This is a genomic window from Xanthobacter sp., from assembly GCF_041911315.1.
GTDB classification, from domain to species: domain Bacteria; phylum Pseudomonadota; class Alphaproteobacteria; order Rhizobiales; family Xanthobacteraceae; genus Xanthobacter; species Xanthobacter aminoxidans.
In genome coordinates this window covers 68,027-82,890 of sequence record NZ_JAYRPE010000041.1, presented here as the reverse complement: position 1 = coordinate 82,890, position 14,864 = coordinate 68,027, and the positions used below count along the sequence as shown (strand labels likewise).

The window sequence follows — 14,864 nt, the reverse complement described above, 5'->3', positions numbered from 1 at the left end:
TGCCAGGCGTCGGGGTGAGGGGCAACGCCTTCAAAAAAGCGCAGGCGCCCGTTGAGCGTGGACCACCGCGCCCCTCACCCCGTTCCGGATCTCCCGCGGGAGAAATAAGGATCAGTAGCGGCGCATGAGGCCGATCAGGCGGCCCTGGATGCGCACGCGGTCGGGACCGAAGATGCGGGTCTCGTAGGCCGGATTGGCGGCCTCCAGCGCGATGGAGGCCCCCTTCTTGCGCAGGCGCTTGAGGGTGGCTTCCTCGTCGTCCACCAGCGCGACGATAATGTCGCCGGTGTCGGCGGAATCGCACTTGCGGATCAGCACCGTGTCGCCGTCGAGGATGCCGGCCTCGATCATGCTGTCGCCGCGCACCTCAAGGGCGAAATGCTCGCCGGAGCCCAGCATTTCGGGCGGGATGTTCAGCGTATGGCTGCGGCTCTGGATGGCGGAGATGGGCGAGCCGGCGGCGATGCGACCCATGACCGGCACCGAGACCACCTGTCCCGCCTCGTCATCCTCCGCCACGGGGCGGACCTTGCCGAGGCTGCCCTCGATGACCGAGGGCGAGAAGCCCCGGCCTGCGGAGCGGGCGGAGGCGAGACCCGGCGCCACGCTGTCGGGCAGGCGGACCACCTCCAGCGCGCGGGCGCGATTGGGCAGGCGGCGGATGAAGCCACGCTCTTCCAGAGCAGTGATGAGGCGATGGATGCCGGACTTGGAGCGCAGGTCCAGCGCTTCCTTCATCTCGTCGAAGGAGGGGGGAACACCGGTCTCCTTCAGCCGCTCATGGATGAAGCGCAGAAGGTCATATTGCTTCCGAGTGAGCATTCCCTGGCCCCGTTCCTTGCACGCACCGCCGCGGAACAGGCGCTCTCGGCCGGTCCCGATTCAAGGCGCATCCAGCCCGGTGCGCCGCGAAACAAATCATGAACAGTCTTTATCTGTTCCTTTTGTGTTCCGCAAGTGGTGAAGGCTCCGTTAAGGGCTCAATCCGCGAAGGGAATAATCTCGCAGGGGTCTCCGACGCGGCCCGCCGGGGCGAAAGGCGGGCGCACCAGAAGGCAGTCGGCGGCGGAAAGAATGCTCAGCATGGCGCTGTCCTGCGAGGCGCAGGGGATGGCGTGGATCGAGCCATCCGCCCGGCGCTCGAGGGTGGCGCGCATGAAATCGCGCCGCACGTCATTGGGCGGCAGGTCGGCCGCGAGGCGCGCCGGCACGGTCTCGGGGCCGGGGCGGGAATCGCCCTGCAGGGCGCGGATGAGGGGGACCAGGTAGACCATCCCGCAGACGTGGGACGACACCGGGTTGCCCGGCAGCCCCAGCACCCGCACGGTGCCGCGATGGCCGAACATGAGCGGCTTGCCGGGCCTGAGCGCGATCTTGTGGACCGAGAGATCGACCCCTTCCGCCTTCAGCGCCGGGGCCATCAGGTCATGATCGCCCACCGAGGCGCCGCCGGAGGAGACGACGAGATCGAACTCGCCGGAGAGTGCCCGCGCCACCACGGCGCGGATCGCGGCGAGGTCGTCCTTGATGAGGCCGAGGTCGGTCACATCGGCGCCGGCGCGGCGGGCGAGTTCCGCGAGGCCGAAGGCGTTGGAGACGACGATTTCGCTGTCGTTGCCGGTGCCCTGGCCCGGCAGCACCAGTTCGTCCCCGGTCTGGAGCAGCGCGACGCGCGGGCGGCGGGCGACCGGCACGGTCGCATGGTCCATGGCGGCGGCCAGCATGATGTCGCGGCCGGTCAGCCGCCGGCCGGCGAAGAGGCCGGGCGCGTCGGCGGAAAAATCGCAGCCGCGCTTGCGCACGTTGCGGAGCGCGGCGGTCGGGGCCGTGGTGGTGATGGTGTCGCCCTCGCGGGAGACGTTCTCCTGAATCACCACCGTGTCGGTACCTTCCGGCACCACGGCGCCGGTGAAGATGCGCACGGCCTGCCCGGCGCCCACCGTGCCAGCGAAGGGCCGGCCGGCGGCGGATTCGCCGATGACGGCGAGGCGAGCGGGCGTCTGCGCGATATCGGCGCCGCGCACGGCATAGCCATCCATGGCCGACATGTCCGCCGGCGGCTGGGTGCGGCGGGCCGCCAGATCGCGCGCCAGCACACGGCCGGCCGCGGCCTGCACCGGCACATCCTCCACACCGAGCGCAGACACGCCGGACGTGATGAGCGCGGTGGCCTCCTCGACGGTCATGAGCGCCATGGCGCGGCTCCCTCACTCTGCCTGAACGCAGGTCTTGTCATGGTGGCGGGCCGGCTCAGGCCGCGTCGGTGGCGCGGAAGTGGCCGCTGCGGCCGCCGGATTTCTCCAGCAGGCGAATGCCTTCAATCCGCATGCCACGGTCGGCGGCCTTGGCCATGTCGTAGATGGTGAGGCAGGCCACGGAGACGGCGGTGAGCGCCTCCATCTCCACGCCGGTCTGGCCCGTCACCTTGGCGCGGGCCGTGACGTGGAGGCCGGGCAATGCGGGGGCGGGGGAAACCTCCACCTCCACCTTGGTCAGCATCAGCGGATGGCAGAGGGGAATCAGCTCATGGGTGCGCTTGGCGGCCATGATGCCGGCGATGCGCGCCACGCCCAGCACGTCGCCCTTCTTGGCGTTGCCGGAGAGGATGAGGTCCAGCGTCTCGCGCGCCATCACCACCTGCCCCTCGGCCAGCGCCTCGCGGGTGGTCGCGTCCTTGTCGGACACGTCCACCATGCGGGCGGCGCCCTGTTCGTCGAGATGGGTGAGGCTGGCCATGGCCGTCGCGGTCTTCCCGGATTCGATGTCGGGGGGAAGATGGCGTCCGCGGCGGCGCCTGTCCACCGCCGCAGGAGCAATGCGGCGGAAAGGCAGTGTTGCCGGGTTGGGTTCAGGTCAGCGCAGGCGGGTCCACACCTGCGTCTTGCAGAGCGGGACCACCACGCAGCCGCGCAGCTTCAGCGTGTTGTCACCATCCATGGTGATGGTGCCGGAATAGGTCTTGCCGTCCTCGGCATTGTAGATGCTGCCGCCGCTCCATTCCTGCGGGCCGCCGGAGAAGCCGGTGAGGATGGTGAGGCCCTTCAGCGCCCGTCCGCGCAGCGAGGCGTTGGAATTGTTCACGTCCTTCAGCGCCGGATCGGCCTTCAGCCCCTCGGAGGAGATGAGGCGGCCGCACAGGCTGGCGCCGCATTTGGAGATTTCCACCTGCCCGCTGCGGGTGGGGGTCTGCCACAGGCCGGTCGGGTCCGCGGCGAAAACAGGCGTGGCGAGAAGGGCGGCGAGGCCGGCAATCGCAAACGTCTTCATGAAGCTCCTCCCTTGCGTGCGGCCTCTTGCGGGCCGCCTCACGTATTAAAGAGTAACTTCACGTATACGGCAAGCCGGGGTGGCGAGGCCTATGTGGCCAACAGCTGGCAGGTCGCGGAGGCGACATCCTCCTGCCGCATCAGGCTCTCGCCCACCAGGATGGTGCCGATGCCCACCTGCGCCAGCCGGGCCACATCCTGCGGGGTGAAGATGCCGCTCTCGCCGATGACGATGCGGTCCTTCGGCACGCGCGGGGCGAGGCGCTCGCAGGTTTCCAGCGTGGTCTCGAAGGTGCGCAGGTTGCGGTTGTTGATGCCGATGAGCCGGCAGGGCAGCGCCAGCGCGCGGTCCAGCTCTGCGTCGTCATGCACCTCGACGATGGCATCCATGCCGTGCGCCGCCGCCGCGTCGGCGAGGTCGCGGGCGAGGGCATCATCCACACCGGCCATGATGATGAGGATGCAGTCCGCCCCCCAGGCGCGGGCTTCCGCCACCTGATAGGTGTCGTACATGAAATCCTTGCGCAGCACCGGCAGGCTCACCGCCGTGCGGGCCGCCTTCAGATAGTCCGGCGCGCCCTGGAAGGAGGGCGTGTCCGTGAGCACCGAGAGGCAGGTGGCGCCGCCGCGCTGGTAGGCGCGGGCGAGGGAGGGCGGGTCGAAATCCGCGCGGATCAGGCCCTTGGAGGGGCTCGCCTTCTTGATCTCGGCGATGAGCGCGGTGCGGCCTTCGGACAGGCTCTGCTCAATGGCCCCGGCGAAGGGGCGCACGCGGGGCGCGCATCGGGCGGCGGCCTCGATTTCGTTGAGCGGCCGGGCCTTCTTGGCGGCGGCGATTTCCTCGCGCTTGTAGGCCTCGATCTTGGTGAGAATGTCGCTCATTGCGCGGCCTCCGGGGCGAGTGAGGCGGAAAGGGTGACGAGCCGTTCCAGCCGCGCGCGGGCGGAGCCGGTGTCGAGGCTGGTCTGCGCCATGCCGACGCCGGCGGTCAGGTCCTTGGCGCGGCCGGCCACCACGAGGGCGGCGGCGGCGTTCAGCACCGCCACGTCGCGATAAGCGCCGGGGGCGCCGTCCAGCACGGCGCGCAGGGCTTCGGCATTGTGGGCGGCATCGCCCCCCTTCAGCGCCTCGGCGGGGGCGCGGGCAAGGCCGACGTCCTCGGGATTGAGGGTGAAGGTGTGGATGCGGCCGTCTTCCAGCACGGCGATGTCGGTGCCGCCGGAGATGGTGATCTCGTCCAGCCCGTCCGAGCCGTGGACCACGAATGCTTTTTCCGAGCCGAGCGCCTTCAGCACCTCGGCCAGGGGCACGATCCAGGATTTCGCGAACACGCCCACCATCTGCCGCTTCACGCCGGCCGGATTGGAGAGCGGGCCGAGCAGGTTGAAGATGGTGCGCGTGCCCATCTCCACCCGTGTCGGGCCCACATGCTTCATGGCCGGATGGTGGGAGGGGGCGAACATGAAGCCGATGCCGGCCTCGCCGATGCAGCGGGAGATGCCGGCGGGATCAAGGTCGAGCCGCACACCGAGCGCCGCGAGCACATCCGCCGCGCCGGACTTGGAGGACAGCGCCCGGTTGCCGTGCTTCGCCACCGGCACGCCGGCGCCGGCGACGATGAAGCTGGCGCAGGTGGAGATGTTGTAGGAGCCGGAGGCATCGCCCCCGGTGCCCACCACGTCCACCGCCTCGTCGGGGGCGTCCACGGTGAGCATCTTGGCGCGCATGACGGAGACCGCGCCGGCGATCTCCTCCACCGTCTCGCCGCGCACGCGCAGGCCCATGAGCAGCGCGCCCATCTGGGAGGGCGTCGCCTCGCCGGACATCATGCGGTCGAACACGAAGGCGGCCTCGTCGCGGCTGAGGCTCGCGCCGGTGGCCACCTTGCCGAGCAGGGGTTTGAACTGGTCCATGGTGTGTCCTCGCCCCCGTCTCAGCCCTTGGCCTTCTCAGCGTTGAAGGCGGCGGCGATCTCGAGAAAATTGCGGATCAGCGCGTGCCCATTCTCCGAGGCGATGCTCTCGGGGTGGAACTGCACGCCGTGGATGGGCAGGCTCTTGTGGGCGAGGCCCATGATGAGGCCGTCTTCGGTGTGGGCCGTCACCTCCAGCGCGTCCGGCAGGGTGTCCCGCTCGACGATCAGGGAATGATAGCGCGTCGCCTGGAAGGAATGGTTGAGGCCGCGGAAGACGCTTTTGCCCTCGTGCAGGATCTCGCTCATCTTGCCGTGCATGGGGGAGGGCGCGCGCACCACGTCGCCGCCGAACACCTGCCCGATGGCCTGATGGCCGAGGCAGACGCCGAACAGCGGCACCTTGTCCCCCGCCTTGGCGATGAGATCGAGGCAGATGCCCGCCTCGTTGGGCGTGCAGGGGCCGGGGGACAGCACGATGGCGTCCGGCTTCTCGGCCAGCACCTCCTCCACGCTGACCTTGTCATTGCGGTGGACGGTGACGGTGGCGCCGAGCTCGCCGAGGTAATGGACGAGGTTGTAGGTGAAGCTGTCGTAATTATCGATCAGCGTGACCTTCGGGGAGGGATTGGCCGAAACCTGTGTGGCGGACATCTGGAACTCCGGCCCCGCGCCGCGCTGTGCGGGAATGGCGGGTGTTAAGGCGAGGAATGACGGGCGGTCAATGGTGATGCGCCGCGAAGCGGTTCCCCGGACAAGCTCCAGCGGAGCTGGCGCGCAGATCCGGGGTCCAGCGCAGGGACAACCGCGAAGCGGGCGATGCCGGAGAGCGCTGGATCAGGAAGCGCCTGCGGCGGCCTCCTTGCGCTGGGCCCCGGCTCGCATTCCGCTGACGCTGCATGCGTCCGGGGCGCGAGGCTGCTCCCGCTTCACCATCGCTCGCGGCGTGTCATCCCCATCTCCATCCCCTCACTGCCCCTTGCCGGCGCGGGCGGCGAAGCGGACGGCTTCCTCGCCGGCGCGGAACAGGGCCTTGGCCTTGTTCACGCACTCCTGGTGCTCGCTCTCGGGCACCGAGTCGTAGACGATGCCGGCGCCGGCCTGGACGAACATGCGCCCGTCCTGCACCCCCGCCGTGCGCAGCACGATGCCGGTGTCCATCTCGCCGTTGGCGCCGAAATAGCCGATGGCGCCGGCATAGATGCCGCGCTTGTCCTTCTCCAGCTCGTCGATGATCTCCATGGCCCGCACCTTTGGCGCGCCGGAGACCGTGCCGGCCGGAAAGCCCGCCGCGAGCGCGTCCACCGCATCGAAGCGCCGGTCGATGGCGCCTTCCACGTTGGAGACGATGTGCATGACCTGGCTGTAGCGCTCGATGAAGAACGAGTCCGTCACCTTCACCGTGCCGACGCGCGAGACGCGGCCGGCGTCGTTGCGGCCGAGGTCCAGCAGCATCAGGTGTTCGGCCCGCTCCTTGGGATCGGCGAGCAGTTCCTGCGCCAGCGCCTCGTCCTCGGCATGGGTGGCGCCGCGCTTGCGGGTGCCGGCGATGGGGCGGATCGTGACCTTCCCGTCGCGCACCCGCACCAGGATCTCCGGCGAGGAGCACACCACCGAGAAGCCGTCGAAGTTGAGATAGACGAGAAACGGCGCCGGGTTCACCCGCCGGAGCGCCCGGTAGAGGGCGAAGGGCGGCAGGGTGAACGCGCTCTCGAAGCGCTGGGACAGCACCACCTGGAAGATGTCGCCGGCGCGGATGTAGTCCTTCGCCTTCTCCACCATGGCGCAGAAGTCCGCCGCGCTGGTGTTGGAGGCCTGCGAGACCTCGCCGTGGAACGGATCGGGCGCCGGGTGGGCGATGGCGCGGTCGAGGTCCGCCACCACCTGGTCGAGGCGCTCGATCGCCGCCTCCCAGGCGGCCCGAGGCGAGACACCCTCCTTCGCCCGTACGGGGGTGACGGCGGTCAGTTCGTCCTTCACCGCGTCGAACACCACCATGATGGTGGGGCGGATGAGCAGCGCCTCGGGCACGCCGATGGGATCGGGCTTGGTCGGGCCAAGCTTCTCCATCTGCCGCACCATGTCGTAGCCGAGATAGCCGAACACGCCGGCCGCCATGGGCGGGGCGCCCTCCGGCAGCTCGATGGCGGATTCCGCCAGAAGCGAGCGGAGCGCGGTCAGCGGCGGCTCGGCGCAGGGCACGAAGGCGCCCTTGTCGGCGTCCGGCGTTCGGTTGATCTCGGCGACATCGCCGGAGGCGCGGAAGATGAGGTCGGGCTTCATCCCAATCATGGAATAGCGCCCGCGCGCCTGCCCGCCCTCGACGGATTCGAGCAGGAAGGCGTTGGGCTGGTCGCCGGCGAGCTTGAGGAAGGCCGAGACCGGCGTTTCCAGATCGGCGACGAGGGTGGTCGAGACCACCTGTGCCTCGCCCCTGAGGTAGCGCGAGGCGAAGAGGTCGAAGTCGGTGGGTGCGTTCACGGGCGCCGGCCTTCAGTTCGCCGGGTTGGTGCCGACCGCCTGGGCGAACAGGCGCTCGTTGATCTTCACGCCCAGCTCCTTCTGGATGGCGGCGAGATATTGCACCAGCACGTCATTCTCCAGCTGGCGCGACAGCTCCTGACTGACGCGGCTGGTGTCGGGCATCTGCTGCGGCACCTCCACCTTCGTCACCTGGAACACGATGCGGTCCGGCTCGGGCGCGCCGAGGGCGATGCCGAAGCCGCCCTCCTTCACGTCGAACACGGAGGTGACGCTTTCGGCGCTGAACGGGCCTTCGGCGCGGCCGCGGTGTAGGCCCTCGGCGATCTGGAGCGGAATGTCCGCCTCGGCCGAGACCTGGGCGAGGGGCGTGCCGGCCTTCGCCTTGTCCATCAGCTCCTTGGCCTTGGCTTCCACCGCCTTCTCCGTCTCCGCCTCGGTGTAGCGGGCGGTCACTGCGTCCTTGGCTTCCTCGAAGGTGCGGTCGCGGGCGGGGGTGATGGCGGCGGTCTCGTACCACACGAAGCCGCCGCCCTGGGGAAGCTGCACCGTGTCGGTCTCGACGCCCGGCTGGGCGGCGAAGGCGCCGGAGATCACGTCGGCTCCGCCGGGCACGTCCACCGAAGCGCCCGCCGTGTCGTGGCCGGAGCGGTCCACATCGAAGCTCTGGACCTTGAGGCCCAGCTTCTGCGCGGCTTCCTGGAGGGTGGCGCCGGAGGCGCGCTCGTCCTCCACCTTGTCGTGCATGTCGAGGATGATGCGCTTCGCCTTGTCCAGCTGCAGCTCGGAAACGATCTGCGGCTTCACCAGCTCGAACGGCTGGTAGGAACCGGGCACGATCTTGGTGACATGCACCAGCGCCGTGCCGAAGCGCCCTTCCACCGGGCCGCTCACCGCGCCGTCCGCGAGGGAGAAGGCGGCCTCGGCGATCTTCGGATCGAGGATGGCGGACTTGGCGACGAGGCCGAGGTCGGTGTCCTTCGGCGTCAGACCGCGCGCCGTGGCGATGTCGGCAAAGGTCGCGCCGGCCTTGATCTTCTCTTCCGCGGCCGCCGCATCGGCGGCGCTGGTGAAGACGATCTGCTGCACCTCGCGCGTCTCCGGCTTGCCGAAGCGGGCGATGGTGCGGTCGTAGTCGGCCTTGGCGTCCGCGTCGGTCACGGTGATGCCGGCGGAGAGGGTCGCGGGCGTCAGCGCGAGCACGCTGATCTTGCGGTATTCGGGGGCGCGGAACGCCAGCTTGTGCGCATCGAAATAGGCGCGCAGCGCCTCCTCGGTGGGCGCGGGCAGGGTGCCGGCGGCGGCCGGGGTCACGCGGATATAGGAGGCGGTGCGGGTCTCGCCCTCGAAGCGGTTGACCGCCTCCAGCAGCACCTGCGGCACCGAGACGCCGGCGCCGAGCGCCTGCAGGAGCTGGTCACGCACCTGGCGCTGCTTCTCGCTGGCGACGAAGCGCTGCTCCGTCAGGCCATTGGAGCGCAGAATCTGCTGGAAATAGCTGGGGTCGAACGCCTTGGCGCCGGGGGCACGGAAGTTCGGGTTTTCCGCGATCTCGCGGGCGATCTGCGCGTCGGACACGGCGAGCGAGAGGCGGGCGGCCTCGGCGTCCAGCGTCGCGTCGGCGATCATCTGGTTCAGCACCTGCCGGTCGAGCCCGAAGGCGCGCGCCTGCTCGGGCGTGATGGCACGGCCGGCCTGCCGGCTGATCCGCTGGAGCTGGTCGAGATACTGCTGGCGGAACACCTGCGCCGAAATCTCGGTGCCGCCGACGCTCGCGACAGATGACGCGCCCATGCCGCGGAACACGTCGGCGATGCCCCAGACCACGAAGCTGAGGGTGAGCACGACGAGGAAAATCTTGGCGATCCAGCCGGAGGCGCCCTTGCGGAGTGTCTGAAGGACCATCGTTCATTCGTTCGAAGAGCGCCGGGGGCCCCGGCGCGGAAGCGGCGCATCATAGGGAGGGGGAGGGGGCCTCGCAACGGCGCATGGTCGCACCCCTTTCCAGCGGGCGCGCCGCTCTGGTACGTGAGGCCCCTACGTGAGCCTTGCTGCTGCTGCAAAACCCGGAGGAACCGCTATGACGGCCGAACGCCGCCCCCTGATCGCAGGCAACTGGAAGATGAACGGCCTGCGGGCGGCCAAGTCCGAGTTGCGGACCGTGGCGGCCGGCCTTGCCGGTCTTTCGGCGGAAACCATGATCTGCCCGCCCTTCACCCTCATCGGTGCTTTCGCCGCCGATGTCGCGGGCACCCAGCTGATGATCGGCGGGCAGGACTGCCACCCGGCCGAGAGCGGCGCCCATACCGGCGACATCTCCGCCGAGATGCTGCGCGACGCGGGCGCGGTGGCGGTGATTCTCGGCCATTCCGAGCGTCGCATCGACCACCAGGAGGGCGATGCCATCGTCAAGGCCAAGGTGAAGGCCGCGTGGCGGGCCGGGCTGCTCCCGGTGGTCTGCGTGGGCGAGACGCTGGTGGAGCGTGATGCCGGGGAAGCCGCCGCCGTGGTGACGCGTCAGGTGCGCCAGTCGGTGCCGGATGGCGCGACGGCGGCGAACCTTGTCGTCGCGTACGAGCCCATCTGGGCCATCGGCACCGGCCGCACCCCCACCACCGACGATGTGGCCGAGGTGCATGGCGCCATCCGCCATATCCTCGGCGAGCGCTTCGGCGCCGAGGCGAACGGCATCCGCATCCTCTATGGCGGCTCGGTGAAGCCCGACAACGCCGCCGCCCTGCTCGCCACCGCCGATGTGGACGGCGCGCTGGTGGGCGGCGCCAGCCTCAAGGCGGCCGATTTCCTCGCCATCGCCCGGGCGGTGGGCTGATTTCCCCTCTCCCCTACGCGGGAGAGGGTGGATCGCGGCGCAGCCGCGAGACGGGTGAGGGGAGTATCGCCGCCAATGCGCGCGACGGTGAGGAAGAGTTTTCCCGTCGGCCCACTGGCGGTGACCCCCGGCAATCCCGCCCCGTCCGGCATCCTTCACCCCTCACCCCAGCCCTCTCCCGCAAGGGGAGAGGGAGTTCGGCCGGTGTCGCGGGCCAGCCGCTTCGCCGCTGTCGCCCCGTGGGCGGTTTTGCCCCTCTCCCTTCGCGGGAGAGGGGCCTATCGGCACCGGCGAATCCAGCCGCGACCAGCCGCCATCCCCCGTGCCCACTGGCCAAGACGGGGGACAAGCCCCTATATGCCGGTGTCGGACGGGCCGCAGGGCCCGGCCGTCGCCTTGCTTTGGAGGTCCCCTCATGTCCGGCATCATCAGGTCCAGCGACGGCCTCGACGAGCGGCGCCGCCGCGTCCTGTTCCGGGCCCGCCATCGCGGGATGCGCGAGATGGACCTCATTCTCGGCGGCTTCGCCGACGCCGAGATCACCGCGCTGTCGGACGCGGAACTCGCTGATTTCGAGGAACTGCTGGAGCCCGAGGACCAGAAGGTCTTCGCCTGGGTGAGCGGCACCGAGCCGATCCCGCCGGAATTCGACACCGAGCTGTTCCGCAAGATCTGCGCCTTCCATTTCTCGGGCCGCGGGCTGCCGGGCTGATCTTGCTGGGCTGATCTTGCCGGGCTGATCTTCCGCCCCCGCCGTCCTTCCGGAGTTCCTGTCTTGAAGCGTCCCCTGCCCATCGCCGACGTGCTGGCCGAAGGCCGGCCGCTGACCCTCTCGCGCGTCGCCGACGGCATGGAGGGCATGGTGGTCGCGGACCTCGCGCGCTCCATCGCGGCGGGCAAGAACGCGCCGTGGCCGAGCCTGACGGTGGTCTGCCGCGACGGCCAGCGCATGGCGGCGCTGGAGCGGGGCCTCGCCTTCTTCGCCCCCGAGCTGGAGGTTATCTCCTTCCCCTCGTGGGATTGCCTGCCCTATGACCGGGCCTCGCCCAACGCCTCCATCGTGGCGCGGCGCATGGCGGCGCTGGCGAAGCTCGCCCGCATCAAGGGCGGGGCGGCGAGCGTGCTGCTGACCACCGTCAACGCCACAGTGCAGCGCGTGCCGGCCAAGGGGCTGGTGGCGTCGCAGTCGCTGGTGGCGGCCCCGGGCAATGCCATCGCGCTGGACGGCATCACCGAGTGGGCCGAGCAGAACGGCTTCCTGCGCACCCCCACCGTGCGCGACACCGGCGAATATGCGGTGCGCGGCGGCCTCATCGACCTGTTCCCGCCCGGCCTCGACGCGCCCATCCGGCTCGATTTCTTCGGCGACACGCTGGAGAGCATCCGCGCCTTCGATCCCGAGACCCAGCGCACCACCTCCCAGCTCAGGTCGCTGGAGCTGGTGCCCATGGCCGAGTTCCAGTTGACCACCGACACCATGCGCCGTTTCCGCATGGCCTACATCGCCCAGTTCGGCGCCGCTCAGAAGGGCGACACGCTCTATGAGGCCGTGAGCGAAGGCCGCCGCCACGCCGGCATGGAGCATTGGCTGCCGCTATTCCACGAGCGGATGGACACGCTGTTCGACTATCTGGAAGGCGGCACTTTGCTGCTCGATCCGCTGGCCGAGGAAGCTGGCGGCGAGCGCATCGCCCAGATCGCCGACTATTACGACGCCCGCCGGCAGGCGCAGGACCTCAGCGGCGGACCGATCTACAATCCGCTGCCGCCGGACCGGCTCTATCTGCAAGGCCCGGAATGGTCGAAGGCCCTCGCGGGCATGCGCCTCGCCCGTCTCTCGCCGTTCGCCGTGCCGGAGGGCGGGGCGGGGAAGGTCATCGACCTCGGCGGCGTTCAGGGCCGCTCCTTCGCGGCCGAGCGGGCGGACCAGGACGCAAACGTCTTCGACGCCGCCATCGCCCATGTCAGGGATTTGCAGAAGTCCAAGAAGGTCATCCTCGCCGGCTGGTCGGAAGGCTCGCGTGAGCGCCTCGGCACGGTGCTGGCCGACCATGGCCTGAAGGGCTGCGCCGCCATCTCCCGTTTCGACAGCCTCGCCGCCCTGCCGAAGAACCAGGCGGCGCTCGCCGTGTTCGGCGTGGAAGCTGGCTTCGAGACGCCGGACTTCGCCGTCATCGGCGAGCAGGACATCCTCGGCGATCGCCTCGTGCGCCCCAAGCGCAAGGCGCGCCGCCCGCAGGATGTCCTCACCGAACTGACCGCGCTCACCGCCGGCGACCTCGTGGTGCATGTGGACCACGGCATCGGCCGCTTCATCGGCCTGAAGACCGTCGAGGCCATGGGCGCGCCCCATGACTGCCTGGAGCTGCATTATGCCGGCGGCGACAAGCTGTTCCTGCCGGTGGAGAATCTGGAACTCCTGAGCCGCTACGGCTCGGAGGAGACGGAAGCCCAGCTGGACAAGCTGGGCGGCGGCGCCTGGCAGCAGCGCAAGGCGCGGATGAAGAAGCGCATCCGCGAGATGGCGTCCGAACTCATCAAGATCGCCGCCCAGCGCCAGCTCGGCGAGGCGCCGAAGCTGGTGCCGGCCATGGGCCTCTACGACGAGTTCCGCGCCCGCTTCCCCTATGAGGAGACGGACGACCAGGAAGCCGCCATCGACTCGGTGCTGGACGACCTCGCCTCCGGCCATCCCATGGACCGGCTGATCTGCGGCGACGTGGGCTTCGGCAAGACGGAAGTGGCCCTGCGCGCCGCCTTCGCGGTGGCGCTCTCCGGCAAGCAGGTGGCGGTGGTGGTGCCCACCACGCTCCTCGCCCGCCAGCATTTCAAGACCTTCTCCGACCGCTTCAAGGGCCTGCCGGTTCAGGTGGGGCAGGCTTCCCGCATGGTGACGGGCAAGGACCTCACCGCGGTCAAGAAGGGCATTGCCGACGGCACGCTGGATATCGTGGTCGGCACCCACGCGCTGCTGGGCAAGGGCATCGCCTTCAAGGATCTCGGCCTCGTCATCGTCGACGAGGAGCAGCATTTCGGCGTCGCCCACAAGGAGCGGCTGAAGCAGCTGCGCGCCGAGGTGCATGTGCTGACGCTGACCGCCACGCCCATTCCCCGCACCCTGCAACTGGCCATGACCGGGGTGCGCGAACTCTCCATCATTGCCACCCCGCCGGTGGACCGTCTCGCGGTGCGCACCTTCATCACGCCGTTCGATCCGCTGGTGGTGCGCGAGGCGCTGCTGCGCGAGCGCTATCGCGGCGGCCAGAGCTTCTATGTGGTGCCGCGCATCGAGGACCTCGCCGAGGTGCGGGAGTTTCTGGCCGCCTCGGTGCCCGAGGTGAAGGTGGCGGTGGCCCACGGCCAGCTCGCCGCCGGCGCGCTCGAAGACATCATGACCGCCTTCTACGATGGGCAGTATGACGTGCTGCTCTCCACCACCATCGTGGAGAGTGGCCTCGACGTGCCCAACGCCAACACGCTCATCGTCCACCGGGCGGACATGTTCGGCCTCGCCCAGCTCTACCAGCTGCGCGGCCGCGTCGGCCGGGCCAAGGCGCGCGCCTATGCCATCTTCACCGTGCCGGCCACCAAGCCGGTGACGGTGCAGGCGGAACGCCGGCTGAAGGTGCTGCAATCCCTGGAGACTCTCGGCGCCGGCTTCCAGCTGGCGAGCCACGACCTCGACATCCGCGGCGCCGGCAATCTCTTGGGCGACGAGCAGTCCGGCCACATCAAGGAAGTGGGCTACGAGCTGTACCAGGAGATGCTCCAGGAGGCGATCGCCCACATCAAGGCCGGCATCACCGACTATGTGGACGACAAGTGGTCGCCCAACATCACCATCGGCATGCCGGTGCTGATCCCCGAGGATTACGTGGCCGACCTCCACGTCCGCCTCGCCCTCTACCGGCGCCTCGCCGACATCCAGGACGATGCCGAGATCGACTCCTTCGGCGCCGAACTGGTGGATCGCTTCGGCCCCACGCCGGAGGAGGTGGGCCAGCTCCTGAAGCTCACCCAGATCAAGGCGCTGGCCCGCAAGGCCAATGTGGAGAAGGTGGACGCCGGCCCCAAGGGCGTGGTGCTCACCTTCCGCGGCAACGAGTTCTCGGACCCCTCGGGCCTCGTGAAGCTCATCGCCAACGAGGGCAGTCAGGCCAAGGTGCGCCCCGACTTCAAGGTCGTGTTCCTGCGCGACTGGCCGAACGCCGAGCACCGGCTGAAGGGCACCCTCACCGTGCTGAAAAAGCTGGCAGATCTTTCCGCACGGAAAGGATTAGCGTAGTTTCAGGTGTTCTGGTACATCCCGGATCAATTACAACGTGGCCTTGGTTTGGAGAAACAAGTTCCACTAGGGGTGGTGATGCGGGATGGG

At 69.3% G+C, this 14,864-nt stretch carries 12 protein-coding genes; 3 read left to right on the top strand and 9 right to left on the bottom strand.

Annotated features, from left to right (window positions below; genetic code table 11):
- Positions 1-111: 111 nt before the first annotated feature.
- The 9 genes from lexA to ACE3QW_RS13050 all read right to left on the bottom strand — a co-directional run bounded on the left by lexA (position 112) and on the right by ACE3QW_RS13050 (position 9,564).
- Positions 112-822 carry a transcriptional repressor LexA gene (lexA, locus tag ACE3QW_RS13090; RefSeq protein WP_024278908.1) on the bottom strand — a complete coding sequence of 237 codons (711 nt, stop codon included), beginning with the start codon at positions 820-822 and terminating at the stop codon, positions 112-114.
- A 158-nt stretch (positions 823-980) separates the two neighbouring features.
- Complete coding sequence (gene glp / locus ACE3QW_RS13085; protein WP_374251796.1) at positions 981-2,195, bottom strand: gephyrin-like molybdotransferase Glp; 1,215 nt, start codon at positions 2,193-2,195, stop codon at positions 981-983.
- A 55-nt stretch (positions 2,196-2,250) separates the two neighbouring features.
- The gene (moaC, locus tag ACE3QW_RS13080) at positions 2,251-2,736 is read right to left on the bottom strand and encodes a cyclic pyranopterin monophosphate synthase MoaC (RefSeq protein WP_374251795.1); all 486 of its coding nucleotides are present in this window, start codon (positions 2,734-2,736) and stop codon (positions 2,251-2,253) included.
- 117 nt (positions 2,737-2,853) lie between these two features.
- Complete coding sequence (locus ACE3QW_RS13075) at positions 2,854-3,267, bottom strand: DUF2147 domain-containing protein (protein ID WP_374251794.1); 414 nt, start codon at positions 3,265-3,267, stop codon at positions 2,854-2,856.
- A gap of 89 nt (positions 3,268-3,356) precedes the next feature.
- Positions 3,357-4,148 carry an indole-3-glycerol phosphate synthase TrpC gene (gene trpC, locus ACE3QW_RS13070; RefSeq protein ID WP_374251793.1) on the bottom strand — a complete coding sequence of 264 codons (792 nt, stop codon included), beginning with the start codon at positions 4,146-4,148 and terminating at the stop codon, positions 3,357-3,359.
- Positions 4,145-5,179: an anthranilate phosphoribosyltransferase gene (gene trpD, locus ACE3QW_RS13065; RefSeq protein ID WP_374251792.1), complete on the bottom strand. Its 1,035-nt coding sequence runs from the start codon at positions 5,177-5,179 to the stop codon at positions 4,145-4,147. Before trpD ends, trpC begins: the two co-directional genes overlap by 4 nt.
- A gap of 20 nt (positions 5,180-5,199) precedes the next feature.
- Positions 5,200-5,832: an aminodeoxychorismate/anthranilate synthase component II gene (locus tag ACE3QW_RS13060; protein ID WP_051679259.1), complete on the bottom strand. Its 633-nt coding sequence runs from the start codon at positions 5,830-5,832 to the stop codon at positions 5,200-5,202.
- A 315-nt stretch (positions 5,833-6,147) separates the two neighbouring features.
- Positions 6,148-7,659, bottom strand: a complete 1,512-nt coding sequence (gene trpE / locus ACE3QW_RS13055) for an anthranilate synthase component I (protein ID WP_374251791.1) — start codon at positions 7,657-7,659, stop codon at positions 6,148-6,150.
- 12 nt (positions 7,660-7,671) lie between these two features.
- On the bottom strand, positions 7,672-9,564 hold the full coding sequence (locus ACE3QW_RS13050) for a SurA N-terminal domain-containing protein (protein ID WP_374251790.1): 1,893 nt from the start codon (positions 9,562-9,564) through the stop codon (positions 7,672-7,674).
- 175 nt (positions 9,565-9,739) lie between these two features.
- Here ACE3QW_RS13050 and tpiA point away from each other — a divergent pair, with 175 nt between their 5' ends.
- The 3 genes from tpiA to mfd all read left to right on the top strand — a co-directional run bounded on the left by tpiA (position 9,740) and on the right by mfd (position 14,774).
- The gene (tpiA, locus tag ACE3QW_RS13045; protein WP_029558625.1) at positions 9,740-10,489 is read left to right on the top strand and encodes a triose-phosphate isomerase; all 750 of its coding nucleotides are present in this window, start codon (positions 9,740-9,742) and stop codon (positions 10,487-10,489) included.
- 415 nt (positions 10,490-10,904) lie between these two features.
- A complete protein-coding gene (locus tag ACE3QW_RS13040) occupies positions 10,905-11,201 on the top strand; it encodes a succinate dehydrogenase assembly factor 2 (protein WP_024278918.1) in 297 nt (98 codons plus the stop codon).
- Between the two features lie 63 nt (positions 11,202-11,264).
- A complete protein-coding gene (gene mfd, locus ACE3QW_RS13035) occupies positions 11,265-14,774 on the top strand; it encodes a transcription-repair coupling factor (RefSeq protein ID WP_374251789.1) in 3,510 nt (1,169 codons plus the stop codon).
- Positions 14,775-14,864: the final 90 nt, after the last annotated feature.